Annotated in this window: 14 protein-coding genes and 1 tRNA gene; 8 read left to right on the forward strand and 7 right to left on the reverse strand. The window is 68.5% G+C overall.

What is annotated here, in order from left to right:
• Positions 1 to 72: 72 nt before the first annotated feature.
• Both K340_RS0102225 and K340_RS0102230 read left to right on the forward strand, forming a co-directional pair.
• Positions 73 to 1,992 (forward strand): glycoside hydrolase family protein, encoded by a 1,920-nt coding sequence (locus K340_RS0102225; protein WP_154674026.1) that lies wholly within the window; start codon positions 73 to 75, stop codon positions 1,990 to 1,992.
• 183 nt (positions 1,993 to 2,175) lie between these two features.
• Positions 2,176 to 2,640, forward strand: a complete 465-nt coding sequence (locus K340_RS0102230; protein WP_029135505.1) for a hypothetical protein — start codon at positions 2,176 to 2,178, stop codon at positions 2,638 to 2,640.
• Positions 2,641 to 2,857: 217 nt separating this feature from the next.
• On the opposite strand, the gene K340_RS0102235 is transcribed toward K340_RS0102230, so the two are convergent.
• The 3 genes from K340_RS0102235 to K340_RS0102245 all read right to left on the reverse strand — a co-directional run bounded on the left by K340_RS0102235 (position 2,858) and on the right by K340_RS0102245 (position 4,494).
• Positions 2,858 to 2,933: transfer RNA gene (locus K340_RS0102235), tRNA-Ala, on the reverse strand.
• Positions 2,934 to 3,036: 103 nt separating this feature from the next.
• A complete protein-coding gene (locus K340_RS0102240; protein ID WP_051264829.1) occupies positions 3,037 to 3,924 on the reverse strand; it encodes a DsbA family protein in 888 nt (295 codons plus the stop codon).
• Positions 3,925 to 3,981: 57 nt separating this feature from the next.
• Positions 3,982 to 4,494, reverse strand: a complete 513-nt coding sequence (locus K340_RS0102245) for a MauE/DoxX family redox-associated membrane protein (protein WP_037362225.1) — start codon at positions 4,492 to 4,494, stop codon at positions 3,982 to 3,984.
• Between the two features lie 116 nt (positions 4,495 to 4,610).
• On the opposite strand from K340_RS0102245, the gene K340_RS0102250 reads away from it, so the two are divergent.
• Positions 4,611 to 5,189 (forward strand): hypothetical protein, encoded by a 579-nt coding sequence (locus K340_RS0102250; RefSeq protein WP_029135508.1) that lies wholly within the window; start codon positions 4,611 to 4,613, stop codon positions 5,187 to 5,189.
• 28 nt (positions 5,190 to 5,217) lie between these two features.
• On the opposite strand, the gene K340_RS26895 is transcribed toward K340_RS0102250, so the two are convergent.
• On the reverse strand, positions 5,218 to 6,315 hold the full coding sequence (locus K340_RS26895) for an FKBP-type peptidyl-prolyl cis-trans isomerase (protein ID WP_051264831.1): 1,098 nt from the start codon (positions 6,313 to 6,315) through the stop codon (positions 5,218 to 5,220).
• 149 nt (positions 6,316 to 6,464) lie between these two features.
• Here K340_RS26895 and K340_RS0102260 point away from each other — a divergent pair, with 149 nt between their 5' ends.
• The 4 genes from K340_RS0102260 to K340_RS26905 all read left to right on the forward strand — a co-directional run bounded on the left by K340_RS0102260 (position 6,465) and on the right by K340_RS26905 (position 10,230).
• The gene (locus K340_RS0102260; protein WP_154674027.1) at positions 6,465 to 7,745 is read left to right on the forward strand and encodes a magnesium transporter MgtE N-terminal domain-containing protein; all 1,281 of its coding nucleotides are present in this window, start codon (positions 6,465 to 6,467) and stop codon (positions 7,743 to 7,745) included.
• A 75-nt stretch (positions 7,746 to 7,820) separates the two neighbouring features.
• Entirely contained in the window at positions 7,821 to 8,453 is a 633-nt protein-coding gene (locus K340_RS26900; protein ID WP_084613933.1) for a DUF1003 domain-containing protein, read from the forward strand.
• A gap of 79 nt (positions 8,454 to 8,532) precedes the next feature.
• The gene (locus K340_RS0102270; protein ID WP_029135510.1) at positions 8,533 to 9,372 is read left to right on the forward strand and encodes an ATP-grasp domain-containing protein; all 840 of its coding nucleotides are present in this window, start codon (positions 8,533 to 8,535) and stop codon (positions 9,370 to 9,372) included.
• Positions 9,373 to 9,489: 117 nt separating this feature from the next.
• Positions 9,490 to 10,230, forward strand: coding sequence for a DsbA family oxidoreductase (locus tag K340_RS26905; protein WP_084613934.1), 741 nt, complete (start codon positions 9,490 to 9,492; stop codon positions 10,228 to 10,230).
• Between the two features lie 70 nt (positions 10,231 to 10,300).
• On the opposite strand, the gene K340_RS0102280 is transcribed toward K340_RS26905, so the two are convergent.
• Entirely contained in the window at positions 10,301 to 11,125 is an 825-nt protein-coding gene (locus K340_RS0102280; RefSeq protein WP_029135511.1) for a crotonase/enoyl-CoA hydratase family protein, read from the reverse strand.
• Between the two features lie 102 nt (positions 11,126 to 11,227).
• On the reverse strand, positions 11,228 to 11,902 hold the full coding sequence (locus K340_RS26910) for a TetR/AcrR family transcriptional regulator (protein ID WP_161632039.1): 675 nt from the start codon (positions 11,900 to 11,902) through the stop codon (positions 11,228 to 11,230).
• A gap of 42 nt (positions 11,903 to 11,944) precedes the next feature.
• On the opposite strand from K340_RS26910, the gene K340_RS26915 reads away from it, so the two are divergent.
• On the forward strand, positions 11,945 to 13,255 hold the full coding sequence (locus tag K340_RS26915) for a glycosyltransferase (protein ID WP_037362227.1): 1,311 nt from the start codon (positions 11,945 to 11,947) through the stop codon (positions 13,253 to 13,255).
• Here the strand turns inward: K340_RS26915 and K340_RS0102295 are convergent.
• Positions 13,242 to 14,984, reverse strand: coding sequence for a cytochrome c biogenesis protein DipZ (locus K340_RS0102295; protein ID WP_211229217.1), 1,743 nt, complete (start codon positions 14,982 to 14,984; stop codon positions 13,242 to 13,244). The two genes, K340_RS26915 and K340_RS0102295, sit on opposite strands and share 14 nt — an antisense overlap.
• Positions 14,985 to 15,161 lie beyond the last annotated feature (177 nt).

The raw sequence follows: 15,161 nt of genomic DNA on the forward strand, positions 1-15,161 counted from the left end.
GCAATGAGAGGCGAGCCAGGCATGAAGAGAATGACTCAACGCAGGCGCACGGGCAGATGGGCAGCCGCGGTCATGGCAATGGCACTGGCGGGAACGACGGCGGTGACGGGCGCGGCGGCGTCCACCGCCTCCGGCTTTCAACCTGCACCCTCATTCTTGGACGCCGAGCACCCGGTGGACCTACCCAACCCCTCGTTCGAGGACTCCGCCACCGGCGGGTTGCCGACCGACTGGTCGCTGGATCCATTGCCGAGAGCACAGACCGCTTCCGTCAGCTCTGATTTCGCCCATGACGGTGCCTCGAGCGTGAGGATCGAGAACGCCGCCGGCAGTGCGATCGCCCTGCGCAGCACGGCCGTGGCTGCAGTCCCGGCGGCGAACTACACGCTGACATCGTGGTATCGATCGCAGAGCGGCGCGCCGGCGTACGTTTATCTCGAATTCTTGAATGCCACCGGCGGCCGACTGACGGAAGTTCACGTGATTCCGGCCGCCGCGGCCGAATGGACCCAGGTATCACTTACCGCAACGGCGCCGACCGGAGCTGTGTCGCTGGACGTCCTGCTTTACGGATCGGGTTCCACCGAAGGAATCTCCTACCACGACGCTGTCGCACTGACCTCCGACGCTCCGCCGCCGGTCGAGTACGACCCGAACATCGGCACGAACAAGCAACTGTTCGTGGACAATTACCGGGTCGCCGCGACCGACAAGGTCTCAACCCTTGTTCACCAGGCGACGAAGCAGGGACGGGTGCTGTCGCCGGATCAGCCATGGGAGTCGAACAACGCGTACCTGTACGGCAGCGCCGTTTACGACTCGGCCGCGCACCGGTACAAGATGTGGTACCAGGCGTACAACCGAGATTTGGCTCAGTACTTCGTGTGCTACGCAACCTCACGCGACGGAATTCACTGGGACAAACCGTCCCTAGGAATAGTCGAGTTCGATGGATCAACGGCCAACAATATCGTCGGCACGATGCACTCCCCGACGGTCATTCTGGACACCAATGCCACCGACCCGGCACGCAAGTACAAAATGTTCGGTGTCCAGTACGGATCCGGGTACTGGGTCTGGTTCTCTCCCGACGGTCTGCACTGGACCCCATCCACCTTGAATCCGGTGCTGCCGGACGCTGATGTGGCGAACGTGACCTACGACGCGATCAGCCAGCGGTACATGGTGACCAGTAAGCATCCGGACCCGTCCGGACGCGCGGCATTCGTGTCATTCAGCGACGACTTCGAGCATTGGACCGATCCCGTTCTCACCTTGCGGGGCGACGAGAGAGATCAAGCGCTGGCCGAGGCCAACGGCGTCCTGAATTCGCAGATCTACGGCATGCCGGTCGCGTCCTACGAGGGTGTGTACGTCGGATTCCCGTGGATCTTCCAGTACGGCGGCGCCGGCGCTCCTGGAACGGCCGGCGACGGCACCATCGACACCGAGATCGCGTTCAGCCGGGACGCCCGGACCTGGACTCGCGACGACCGAACCGTGGTGATTCCGCGGGGAGTCGAGGGAAGCTTCGATTCGGGCATGATCTTCACGGCCGGGAACCTGATCGTTCGGGGCGACCGTGTGCTGATGTACTACGGCGGCTGGGATGGCACCCACGGGTCCGCAACCCGCGGTGCCGCTGTGGGTCTGGCCAGCTGGCGGCTGGACGGATTCGTTTCGATGAGCAACGGCGGCGACCAGGTCGGAACCGTCACCACGAAGCCCCTCGTCTTCGACGGCAAGACCCTCCACGTCAACAGCGACTTCACCGGCCGCGGCCACCAGTTGCGGGTGCAGCTACTGGACGCCGACGGAACCGTCATCCCGGGCTTCGAAGTGGACAAGTCGATTCCGATCACTGGGAACCGGACCGATGTCCGGGTCCGTTGGCGAGGCAATCCGGACCTCGGCTCTTTCGCCGGATCCACGGTCCAGCTGAAGTTCTATCTCGACGGCGGTGACCTGTACGCCTATCAGTTCGAACGCTGAGGATTCGCCGGCGGGCAGGAGCCGTGGCTGCGGCGGCTCCTGCCCGGATCGTGGCTGTCTCACCTAGCCTGGCTGGGTGGCGGTGACCGGTTGCTCGGCAATATCGATCACGACGTTGATCGGTGAGGCGGAGGGGCGCCGCCCCCCGATGAAGGTGGCGAGATGACACCAGCTCCCTGGTGGGTGACCTTGGTGATCGGGTTGCTGACCGTGGTCGGCGCGTTCTTCGCCGCGCAGCGAGGAGCCAAGAGCAGCCGGCAGGCGACCGATCAGCGGGAGAAGGCGGCGGCCCGGGAAGAGTGGTTCCGGCGCGTGCAATGGGCGAACCAGCTGGCTCTGACCGCGAACGACCGCGTCAGCGCGGCCGGCTACGCAGTTCTCAGCGTGTTGGCCGACTCGCCCTTGGCGGGGGACGACGACCTGAAGTTGCTGCTGGCGCTGAGCCGCAACGAACTGCTGGACGCGGCCGCGCACGATGACATCGACGACAGGAGGCGCCCCACGGCGACGAGCGAGGTGCCCGTCACCCCGGACATGATCGAAGCCGCGAAGCTGAGGGTGAAGCTCAACGCCAAGCTGGGTCTGGAGACGTCGCCGGTCATCGAGACGATCGCCGCCGCCCCTCCGCAGGACCCAACGGAGCACTAGCCTCTGAGCGGCCATGTGGGCCCATCCAGACGAGGCTCTTCTGAACTGCATAAACGGAACCGCACCGGGACGAAAGGCGTGTCCCGGTGCGGTTCCGTTGGTGGAGCTGAGGGGATCCCCACCTCGCTGCGCTCGGCGGGGCCCGACTTCGAGGCTCTTCTGAACTGCATAAACGGAACCGCACCGGGACGAAAGGCGTGTCCCGGTGCGGTTCCGTTGGTGGAGCTGAGGGGACTCGAACCCCTGACCCTCACACTGCCAGTGTGATGCGCTACCAGCTGCGCCACAGCCCCGTGGTGCTGGACAAGGATATCAACACCTGCGGGCCGGTTCCTAATCGGTGCAGCGCCGCTGGTCGGGAGCGGTGCGGCAAGATGCGACCGCACCTCACAGGCGTCAGCCGACCAGGTTGGTGAGCCAATCGACGTCGTTGGTGTTGACGGCCTTGTTGTTCGACAGCACGGTCGGCGTCTGGACCGAACCGACGGCAGTCCGCAGTGCCGTCATGCTCTGTTCGGCGTTGGCCGCGGCCTGCTGGGTGTACTTGCCGCTGCTGATCGAGGCCCGCACCGATTCGGGGGCACCGGACTTGACCGCCAGGTCGGCCAGCTGGTCGTTGGTCAGGTCGGTGGACCCGCCCTCGGCCGGCTGGTTGGCCGAATCGAACAGCGCCGAGTGGAACTTCAGTAACAGACCGGGCTGGTCGCCGGCCTCGGTGGCCACCGCCAGCAGGGCACCGGCCGCCCGGGTCGAGTAGTCGCCGGACGCTGAGTTCTGGTTCAGGAAGTTGAGCATGTGCAGGTTGATCCGCACCTTGCCCTCGTCGGTGTATTGCGCGAGCTGCTGCCCGTACTGCTGCTCGAACTCGCCGCAGATCGGGCACATCGCGTCCTCGAAAACCTCGATGGTGACGCTCGGGTCACCGTTGGCGATGGAGATGGCCCCGTTGCTGACGGTCGCGGTCGATGCCTTGGCGTCGCCGTATCCGTCACCCTGGACAGCATTCTTCTGCTTGTTGATCACCAGACCGATCACCACCACGATGATGATCAGCACCACTGCTACCCCGCCGATGATCAGCTGCGTCCGGTTCGAGTTGTTCGAGTTGGTGCGCGCCTTCGCCACCGACTGCCGGCCGGCGTTCGCCTTCGCGCCACCGGGCCGGGAGCCGGTGGCCCGGCTGCCGGCCGGGCCGCTGTTCGCGGGCCGCTTGCCGCCGGAGCCGGACGGCGTCTTCTTAGCCGTGCTGACCGGCCGGTCGTTGTTCGAGGGGCGCTTTGCCACCGGGTGTTCCTCCTGGAGCGATCCGCCGGGTCGACCGACGCATGACATGTCCTTCTACTATGCCTGCTCGTCCTCTGTGACCCGATTCCGCGAGGCGACGAACCCGTCGATCGACAGCGCCGTCCACGGCCGCCAGATCAGGAAACCGGCCATCACCAGGAAGCCGACGTCACGCAGGATCTCAGCGGTGTACTGGGTGTTGCCGGCCGCCACATCCCCGCCGCCGCCGAAGCAACCGCAGTCGATGGACAGCCCGCGCGCCGCGGCGGAGATCACACCGGCGATGAAGACCGCCAGCACCACCGAGCTCAGCACCGCCGCCAGCCTGGTCGCCAACCCGAGCAGCAGCAACACCCCCAGCGCGATCTCCAGGTACGGCAGCACACCGGCCACCGGTCGCACCGCGCTCTCCGGCAGGATCCGGTAGGCGCGGACCGCGACGATCGTCTCCCGGGAGTTCGACGCCTTGGCGATGCCGGACGCCAGCCACACCGCGGCCAGCCCCAGCCGGACCACCAGGCCGATCCAGTCCAGCAGCCGGTTCAGGTCCGTTCTCCCGCGCAGCGCCATATCTCGACGGTAGCGTCCCGCTGGGAGTGCACGCCGTGCACCGACCGGCCGCCGCGACCTCTGGGTGGCCGAATCACCGATGCTCGTTCCGGCCGAGCACCATACGGGAGGCTCCGATGCCCGAACCGACACCCGACCAGCGGCACGCCGGCATCGCCCCGGCGGCGACGCCGGCGGACCAGACCGAGCGGCTGCGCAGCCTCCTGGCCGCCCAACAGCGCCGGTTCGATGCGCTGGTGAGCACCGTCGTGCACGGCCTGGTGCTCGTCACCCTGGTCACTTTGGTCGCCGGCCTGGTACTGCCGTTCTTCGTGCCGCGCAACGGCGACGGCCGATCGGCCACGCTGTGGCAGTCGCTGACCGAGGACGCCGCGCCGTCGATCGTGCCGGACGCCGGCGGCGGCTGGTTCGTCCCGATCGCCGCCACGCTGCTGATCATCGCGACCACGGGCAGCCTCTGGTACGGCGCGAAACCCGGCTGGGCGCTGACCGTTCGCCGTGCGCTGGCCATCGCCTACCTGGTCGGGTGCGTGCTCGGCTTCCTGGTGATGGCCGCCTACGACGAATCACCGCGCCCGGCCGGCGCACCGGCCGGCCTGGTGGTCCTGACCGCCGGAGCGGTACTCGCCGTCTTCACCAGCTACGTCAGGGTGCTCGGCGATGTGCCGAAGTACGCCGACGGCTGGATCGGCTGACGACTGCCCGGCACTCGGCCGGCGCAGGTCAGCTGATCGCCACCACGTCGATCACCACGGCGATCGCCGGCTGGGCCTGGGTGCCCTGGGTCGCGTCAGCGGCGGTCGCCGGGATCAGCAGCAGCACCCTGCTGCCCTCGGTGATGCCCTTGAGCTGGGCGAACGGGCTGCCCTCCTGGACCGGTACCTGCTGCAACCCGGCCTGCTGACCCTGGGCCTGCGCCGCCTCGTCCACCTTCCAGGTGCTGCCACCCGGCTGGTTGTCCCAGGTCACCGCCTCGTACTGGACCAGCAGTTTGTCGTTGTCGGCGACCTTCGGGCCGGTGCCCTTGGAGATCGTCAGCACCTGATTCTTGGTCGGTTCCTTGGCGCTGGCTCCGACCTTGACCGTCGGCTGCTTGCCCAGGTCGCCGGTGACGGTCGGCACGGTCGCCGGCAGCTTCTCGGTCGGCACGTCGGTCTGCCCGCCCTGAGTCGGCGGAATCACCTTGACGATGTCGATGACGAACACGATGGTGTCGGTGCCCTTGATCCCGGCCTGCGGGTTGCCGGCGCTCTGGTAGCCGTCCGCCGGCGGCAGGCTGAGCAGCACCCGGCTGCCGGTCTTCATCCCGACCAGGCCGACGTCCCAGCCCGAGACCACGCCGCCGACGCCGATCTGAAAGCCGGTCGGCTGCTTGCGGTCGTAGGAGTTGTCGAAGACCTTGCCGTCCCAGATCTGGCCCGAATAGTGCGCGATCAGCCAGTCGGACTTCTGCACCTCGGCACCGCTGCCCTCGATCAGCACCTGCCGCTGCAGGGTGTTCGGCGCCTGCGTCTTCGGGAAGGTCACCGTCGGCTTCTCGCCGAATTTCCCGGAGACGGTGGGCAGCTCGGCCTTGTCCACCGGTGCGGCGACCGAACTGGCCGCCGGAACCTCGGGGCCAGGGGTCGGCGCCTCGGACGACGAGGCGTCGGTGCCGGAGGCGTCGGTGCCGGACGCGTCGGTGCCGGACGCGTCGGACGAAACGGCGGCGTCCGACCCGGTCGCCGAGGTGGTGCCTGACGAGGCGGCGTCGTTGCCGCAGCCGGCCAACAACAACAGGGGAACGGCGAGGGCAACAACTGCGGCGGCGCGGAGGCGCATCGGTCAACGTCCTTCTGGTGGGCAAACGAGGTCGGTATTTCGGGTTGGTGCACGGCGGCCGCCACCGCGGATCGACAGCGCCGGTCTCCGGGGGCAACCTGGACACCCTACGCAGCGGACCTGTCAGCACTCGCCATACCCTGATCGGTGTGCCCCCCAACACTCGGGTTTTCGTCGCCCGGCTGGTCGGCCTGCAGGTCTTCGGGCCGAGCGGAGAAACGATCGGCCGGGTCCGCGACGTCATCGCGTCGCTGCGCCTTGACCGCAAGCCGCCCCGGGTGCTCGGGATGGTCGTCGACCTGCCCAACCGGCGGCCGATCTTCGTGCCGATGCTGCGGGTCGCGGCCATCGAGGCGCACGGGGTCGCACTGGCCTCCGGGCAGGTCAGCCTGCGCCGCTTCGAGCAGCGTGCCACCGAGATCCTGGTGCTCGGTCAGCTCGTCGGCACCAGGGTGCGGATCGCCACCACCGGATCCACTGCCACCGTCGCCGATGCCGGGATCGAGCAGAGCCGCACCCGGGACTGGGCGATCACCCGGGTGGCGCTGCGGGAGCGCGGGCGGCTGGCCAGGCGCAGCCCGTTGCAGGTGCTGAACTGGGCAGACGTCCGCGGGCTCGGCATCACCGAGTTGCTCGGCGGGTCGATGACCAGCACCCAGCAGATGCTGCTGTCGTTCGAGGGACTGCGGGCCGCCGACGCCGCGAACGTGCTGCGCGATCTGCCGTCCCAGAGCCGCTACGACGTCGCCGAGGCGCTGCCGGACGAGCGGCTGGCCGACATGATCGAGGAGCTCCCCGAGGACGACCAGAAGGACCTGCTGACCCACCTGCACGAGGACCGGGCGGCCGACGTGTTGGAGGCGATGGACCCGGACGACGCGGCCGACCTGCTCGGCGACCTCGCCCCCGGGGTGCAGGCCCGGCTGCTGGAACTCATGGAGCCGGAGGAATCCGCCCCGGTCCGGCGACTCCTGCAATACACCTTCGACACGGCCGGCGGCCTGATGACGCCGGAACCGATCGTGCTGCCGCCGGATGCCACCATCGCCGATGCGCTGGCCCGCATCCGCGACCCGAAGCACACCCCGGCACTGTCGTCGATGGTCTTCGTCAGCCGCCCACCGCAGGCCACCCCGACCGGCCGCTACCTGGGCTGCGTGCACACCCAGCGGCTGCTGCGCGAACCGCCCTTCGAACTGGTCGCCGGCGCCCTTGACACCGACATGGCCCGGCTGTCCCCCGAGGCGTCGCTGGCCGAGATCACCCGGTTCTTCGCCACCTACAACCTGGTCTGCGCGCCGGTGGTCGACGACGACGAGCACCTGCTCGGCGCGGTCACGGTCGACGACGTGCTCGACCATCTGCTGCCCGACAACTGGCGGGAACAGGGTCTTGACGAGATGGTGGCCTCGGAGCCGGAGGCGTTCTGACCCTCGTCTTCGAGGTCCGCAGTCGCCGGATGTACCCATGGATCTGCACCGGAATGAGAAAACGAGGAGGGACCGATGACCAAGCCCACGTCGCGCAACAACCTGAGTGACCCGTACGTCAAGACGTCGTTGGTTCCACACCTGTCGATCGACCGGGAGACCTTCGGGGTGGTCTCGGAGCGGTTCGCCCGCTACATGGGCACCTCCACGTTCATTGTGCAGATGACGGTGGTGATCGCGCTCTGGCTGCTGTGGAACACCCTGGCGCCGCCGAACATCCGCTTCGACCCCTACACGTTCACCTTCCTCACCCTGGTGCTGAGCCTGCAGGCCTCGTACGCCGCCCCGCTGATCCTGCTGGCCCAGAACCGGCAGGACGACCGGGACCGGGTGTCGATGGAGGAGGACCGGGCGCGGGCCGCCCAGACCAAGGCCGACACCGAATATCTGGCCCGGGAGCTGGCCTCGCTACGGATGAACATCGGCGACGTCGCCACCCGCGACTACGTGCGCGGCGAACTGGACCGGATGCGCGACGATCTGCACGAGCTGACCGATGCGCTGCGGGCGTTGGGCCTGGCCACTCCTGGCGACGGCGAGGCCGGCTCCGGGCGGGAAAAGGCTGCCGAGAAGACGAAGAAGGCCAAGCGCGGCAAGGGCTCCGGCGGTGCCGGTGGTGTCGCGGTCACCGAACGACCGACGGAATGACGACCAACCCGATGACGAATTAGGGAATGACGGATATCGGAATGACGAGAACCGGGCTGACGCACACCGGAGAGACCCGATGACGGCGCCGCGGGTTCTGCTGCTCTCCGCCGAGCTGATCGACTACCCGGACGCCGACACCCCGCTGTTGGCGGCAGCCCTGGCCGGCCGCGGCATCGAAGCCACCGTTGTCGATTGGCGGCACGCACCGCAGCACTCGGCCGATCTCGCGGTGATCCGCTCCACCTGGGACTACACCCTGCACCGGGATGCGTTCCTGGACAGCCTGTCCCGGCTGACCGCCCCGATGCTGAACCCGTTGGACGTGGTGCGCTGGAACAGCCACAAGGGCTATCTGGTGGAACTGGCCGACGCCGGCGTGCCGGTGGTGCCGACCAGCCTGGTGCCGCACGCCTCGACGCCGACGCTGCCAGACCTCGACCGACCGTTCGTGATCAAGCCAGCCGTCAGCGCCAGTGCCTGGGGCGCCGAACGGTTCTCCCCCGGCCAGACCGGAGCGAACCGGCACCTGACGACGTTGTTGGCCGACGGCGATGTGCTGGTGCAGCCGTTGATCGACCTGTCGGAGCAGGGCGAGCGCTCGCTGCTCTACCTGGGCGGCGTTTACTCACACACCATCCGCAAGGTGCCGGCGGCCGGTGACTTCCGGGTGCAGGTCAACCACGGCGGGGTGGAACAGACCGATGCCGCCACCGAGCACGAACTCGCGGTCGCGGCCCGCGCGCTGGCCGCCGTTCCGTACCCGGACGACCTGTTGTATGCCAGGGTCGACCTGGTCGGCGACCGGGATGCCCCGCTGCTGATGGAGCTGGAACTCATTGAGCCGCAGCTGTTCCTGGACCGGGTGGACGGTGCAGCGGACCGGCTCGCGGATGCCGTCCTGCGCGCCCTCGGCTAGCCGCGCGCCGGCCGTGGCAATGGCCTGCGAGCAGCGTGACGGCGATGCCGACCACCCCGGCCCGCGGCGAACCTCGGCCGATGGAATAGCGCGCTCCGGCTCAAGGTTGAAACTGAAATGACTTCTGCGCCCGCTCCGCTCACCGTCGACATCTGGTCGGATATCGCCTGCCCCTGGTGCTACATCGGCAAACGCAAGTTCGAGGCCGGGCTGGCAGATTTCGACGGCCGGGACGACGTGACGGTGACGTACCACAGCTACGAGTTGTCCCCCGACACCCCGGTCGACTTCGATGGCAGCGAGGTCGATTTCCTCAGTCGGCACAAGGGATTACCGGCCGACCAGGTCCAGCAGATGCTCGCCAGAGTCGGCGGTATCGCTACCTCCGTCGGCCTTGACTACGACTTCGACGCGATCCGGCACACCAAGACACTCAAGGCGCACGAGGCGCTTCACTACGCGAAGGCGCACGGCAAGCAGCTCGAGTTGGCCGAGCGGCTGTTCAAGGCGTACTTCGAACAGGGCGAACACATCGGTCGAGTTGACCGGCTGGCGGACCTGGGCGCCGAGGTCGGTCTGGATCGGGCAGAACTGCTCACCGCACTGGAATCCGGCACCTTCGCCGCCGACGTGCAGGACGACCTCCGGCAGGCGCAGGCCTACGGCATCCAGGGCGTGCCGTTCTTCGTGGTCGACGGCCGGTATGGCATCTCCGGCGCCCAGGATCCCGGGGTGTTCACCGCCGCCTTGAACCAGGTCCACGCAGAGCTTGCCGCGCGCGTCGCACTGACCCCGATCGGTGCCGACGACGCTGCGGCCTGCGCGGACGGTTCCTGTGACGTGCCGGCGGCGCAGTGACGCCACGGCTGTGACCGCTGAGCCTTGACCGCTGAGCCCTGACCGCTGAGCTGCTCTGCGGCCCAGCGGCTCAGCGGCCGGTGAACCGGGCCGGCCGCCGCTCGCCGAAGGCGGCAATCGCCTCGCTCAGATCTTCGCTGGGCAGGAACGCCGCGTTCCACGACGCGACCTCCCGAAGCCCTTGCGCCACCCGGTGTTCGCGTTCGGCATTGAGCATCTGCTTGGTCCCCTCCACCGCGAGCGGCGGATTCGCGACGATCTCGGCGGCCAGCGCCCTGGCGGCCTCGATGGTGGCCGCGGCATCGGCATACACGTGATTCAGCAGGCCGATCCGTTCCGCCCGGTCGGCGCCGATGTCCGTGCCGGTGAGCGCCAGCTCCCTAAGATGCCCCTCGCCGATGATGCCGGCCAGCCGGTGCAGGCTGCCGAGGTCGGCGACGATCGCCAACTTCACCTCCCGCACACTGAATTTCGCGTCGGCCGAGGCCAGCCGGATGTCCGCCGCCGCGATCAGGTCGACGCCGCCACCGACACACCAGCCGGAAACCGCGGCGATCACCGGGACCCGGCACCGGGCCACACTGGACACCGCCTGCTGCAACCGGCGGATCTCGGTCAGGAACTCGGTGCGCGGACGGGCTTGGGCGCCCGCATCCAGCACCCCTGCCCAGCGCGGCAGCATCTCCCGCAGGTCCAGGCCGAGGCTGAAGTTCGGTCCGGACCCGGTGAGCACCACCGCTTTCACCCCGGCGTCGGCATCGATGGCGGCGAAGACTTGCGGCAACTCGTCCCAGAACGCGGTGCCCATGGTGTTGCTGCGGTCGGCGTCGCCGCCGGGGCCGAGCAACCGGACATCGGCGATCCCGTCGGCGATCTCGACGGCGAAGGCGCTCATCGAGAGCCCTCCCCGGTAGCTGTGGGCGCAGGGCTCACGGCGGCGTCCTCTCGTCGAACCTGGGCGCACGTCTTGCGGCGCGAGCCACCAACAGCGCCAACGTTACCGGCCGGTAACCGTCCCGCCCAGCTCCCGGCCCACCGCCTCGACCACCCACGCCTGATAGTCCTCCCGCCGCCACCCGCAGAGCACCACGAGATGGTGGAAGCTCTCCGGCGAACAGATCAACGTCAGCACGTCGACGGCGTGTTCGGCGTCGACCCCGATGGCAACCCCCCGCAGCTGCAATTGCTGGACCAGGCCGGCGAAGTCGGCCCGCCGGCGGCCGACCAACGCCTGGTGTGCCACCGCCACCGACTCGTCGACGTCGACGGCGGCAGTCAGTGCCCGCCAGATCCCGTCGGCCCGCTCGAACGCGTCGGTGATCGCCTGCACCACCGCCGCCAGGAACACCGCAGGGTCGTCCTGCTGCAGGGCCGCCGCGAACGCCGGCTCGGTGCTCATCGAATCCATACTTTCGCGGCCGACGAAGGCCAACTCGAATGCCGCGAACAACAGCGAGCCCTTCGGTCCGTGTCCGTTTACCGTCTCCACACTCACGCCGGCCGCCCGGGCGATCTTGCGCAGGGTGGTCGCGGTATAGCCCTCCCTGGTGAAGCAGTCGGCCGCCGCCCGGACGATCCGGCGCCGGGTGTCCCGGGCCGCCGCTTCCCGCACCGGCGACGAGTACCGGCGGGTCGGCCCCTTGTCAGCATCTCCATCATTCGCTACATTCACGATGTATTCAATCCTACGTCGTCCCAGTGAAAAGTGAGTCCCATGGCTTCCATCCTCCTGTGCAGTACCCCGGTCCACGGCCACGTGTCGCCATTGCTGCCGATCGCCCGGCAACTCGTCGACGCCGGCCACCGGGTCCGGTTCCTCACGGGCGCCCGCTACCGCGCCGCCGTGCAGCAGACCGGCGCCGACTGGCTCGCGCTGCCACCGGCCGCAGACTATGACGACCGCACCATCGACGAGACCTTCCCCGGGCGGGTCGGGCTGACCGGGCCGGCGAAGGTCCGCTACGACATGGTCGAGATCTTCCTGCGCCCCGTTCCGGAGCAGGCGGCCGCGGTGGCCGCCGCGATCGACGCCGAGCCGACCGACGTGGTGCTGGCCGAGTCGCTGTTTCTCGGGATCATGCCGTTGCTGATGACGCCGAGGGCGCAGCGGCCTGCGGTGCTGAATCTGGGCATCGTTCCGCTCGGGTTGATCAGTCGGGACACCGCGCCGTTCGGCCTGGGGCTCCCGCCGATGGCCGGCCCGATCGGTCGGCTGCGCAACCGGCTGCTGACGATCCTCACCACCCGGCTGGTGTTCCGGACCGCCCAGGCCTTCGCGCAACAACAGGTTCGGGCGGTGACCGGTCGGGCGTTCGGCGACTTCTTCCTCAACTGGATGGCGCACGCCGACGGTGTGATCCAGTTGTCCGTCGAGGGTTTCGAGTACCCACGCAGCGACCTGCCGGTTCCGGTGCACTTCGTCGGTCCGGTGTCGGCCAGCACCGCCGCGCACACCACCACACCGCCGTGGTGGGGTGAGCTGGACGGCTCCCGGCCGGTGGTGCACGTCTCTCAGGGCACCATCGCCAACAACGACTTCGACGAGCTCATTCGGCCGACGCTGCGGGCGCTGGCCGAGATGGACGTGCTGGTGGTGGTGACCACCGGAGGCCGGGATATCGCGCCGCTGCGGGCCGAGCTGCCCTCGAACGCCAGGGTCGCCGATTACCTCCCGTATGACGAGTTATTCACCAGGACAACGGTTTTCGTCAGCAACGGCGGTTACGGCGGGGTGCACTTCGCCCTCCGCCACGGCGTTCCGTTGGTGGTGGCCGGAAAGTCCGAGGACAAGGCCGACGTCTCCGCCAGGGTCGCCTGGAGCGGCGCTGGTGTTGACCTGCGGACCAACCGGCCGACGCCCGAGGCGATCGCCGACGCCGTTGGCCAAGTGCTGGCGGATCCCTCGTACCGCGCAGCGAGTCTGCGGTTGGCGCAGGAAATCGCCGGTGCACCCGGTGCTGCCGGAGTCGTGCCGATCATCGAGCAGGTTGCCGGCGTGTCGACCATGCCGGTCAGCCGAAGGTGAAGGTGTACGCCTGAACCCCGGCGCTGGGCCGCAGGGTGAGCGTGGCGCGTTCGGTACCGCTGCTCTCGAACAGCGGGTAGAGGCGTGGCTCGCCGGAGATGTCGATGCTGCCGACCGCGCTGCCGTTGCGGATCACCTGGGCGTTGCCGGAGCCGCCGAGCACCGCGTAGATGTGTTGCCCCACATAGTTGATCCGAATGCCGGCGCTCTTTCCCGCGGTGATCTGCTGGCTGCCGACCGTCCAGCTGCCGGTCAGGCTGTAGGTGTCCTCGTCCTGGCCCTTCGGGAAGGTGAAGGTCCGCTTTCCCGGCGTCAGCGGCGTCGTCCCCCGGTAGTTCTCGGACCGGGCGGAGGCCAGGTAGGTCTCCGGCGTGGTCGGGTAGAAGATGGCCTGTTCCTGCGCGAGGTCTCCGGCGGCCGCGTTCTCCACCGGCGCGGGCAGGGCGAGGCCCGGGTGGGCCGCCTGCAGCAGTTGCCGGATCAACCGCTCGGTGGTGGCGTAACCGCCCTCTCCGAACGCCACGTGCCGGACGGTGCCGGCGGCATCGATCAGGTACTCGGCCGGCCAGTAGCGGTTGCTGAACGCGTTCCAGGTGGCGGCCGCGTTGTCCATCGCCACCGGGTAGCTGACCCCGAGGTCGGCGATCCCCCGCTGCACGTTGCCGGGCTCCTTCTCGAAGGCGAATTCGGGCGTGTGGACGCCGATCACCTGCAGGCCGGCGGACCGGTAGGCGGCATCCCAACTCTCGACGTGCGGCAGCGCCCGCTGACAGTTGATGCAGGAGTAGGTCCAGAAATCGATCAGCACCACCTTGCCGCGCAACGATTCCGGCGTCAGCGGTCGATCGCCGGCCGTGTTGAACCACCGGGTGACGCCGGTGATCGCCGGTGCCGCACCGCAAATGGCGAGCGTGGACTGCCCGTCCGGGCAGTCCACCAGCGGGGTGTTGTCCGCACCGGACAGGCCGGAGAGGGCGTCCCTGGCCGCCGAGTTGTCCTCGACCGCACTCTGCAGATTCTCGGTGTAGTTCGGCACCACCCGCTGCAAACCATCGGTCAGGTTGAAGGCCAACGCCAGCGCTAGTGCGATCATCACGCCGCCGCCGGCGACCCGGAATCGCCGGGACCTGGTCCGGTAGCCCGCGATCCGCGCCCCGATCCGGTCGCCGCCCATCGCGAAGAAGAACAGCGGGACAGCGACCCCGACGGCGAACGCGACCGTGAGCACCACCACCCCGGCGCCGACGTGCCCGGAGGCGCCGGCGATGGTGATCGCGGCCAGTACCGGTCCGGCGCACGGAACGTACAGCGTGCCGAGGCCCAGCCCGAGCACGAACCCGTTGCCGTCCACGCCCCGACCGATCTTCGGCAACCGGTAGAACGGCCGCTGGATGACCGCCTCCAACTTCGGGACGAGCAGGCTCAGCCCTATCACGGTGAGCACCAGCAGTCCGGCCCAGCGAAGGATGTCCTGCGGCAGCCCGAGCGCCGACAGCAGCAGCGAGCCGACCAGCGTCACCACCGAGAAACTCAGCACCAGTCCGGCAATGATTCCTGCCGGCCGGCGGGACCGCCGCGGGGTGCCGTCAGCCGCGGTCGCGGGCGCATCGGTTGACCGGGCGCCGGTGCCGCCGGCGAAGAACACCACCGGCAGCACCGGCAGCACACACGGCGAGACCCCGGTGATCAGGCCGCCGAGCAGGCCGATCCCGATCAAGGTCAACACCATCGGCCCTCACGTCCTGTTGCAGTGGTTCGTCGCAGCGGCCCCGTCCACCATTGTTCGCCGCCGCCGTCCTTGCGGATGGGTCGGGAGTGACCGGCCAACCCGCTGTGCCGGTAGCCGGTTCACCCGAGCCTTTCCGGATCGGCTCTACGGTGGTGTGCTGGACCAGCTGGCGTCAAT

It is taken from the genome of Nakamurella lactea DSM 19367, assembly GCF_000426645.1.
GTDB lineage: Bacteria > Actinomycetota > Actinomycetes > Mycobacteriales > Nakamurellaceae > Nakamurella > Nakamurella lactea.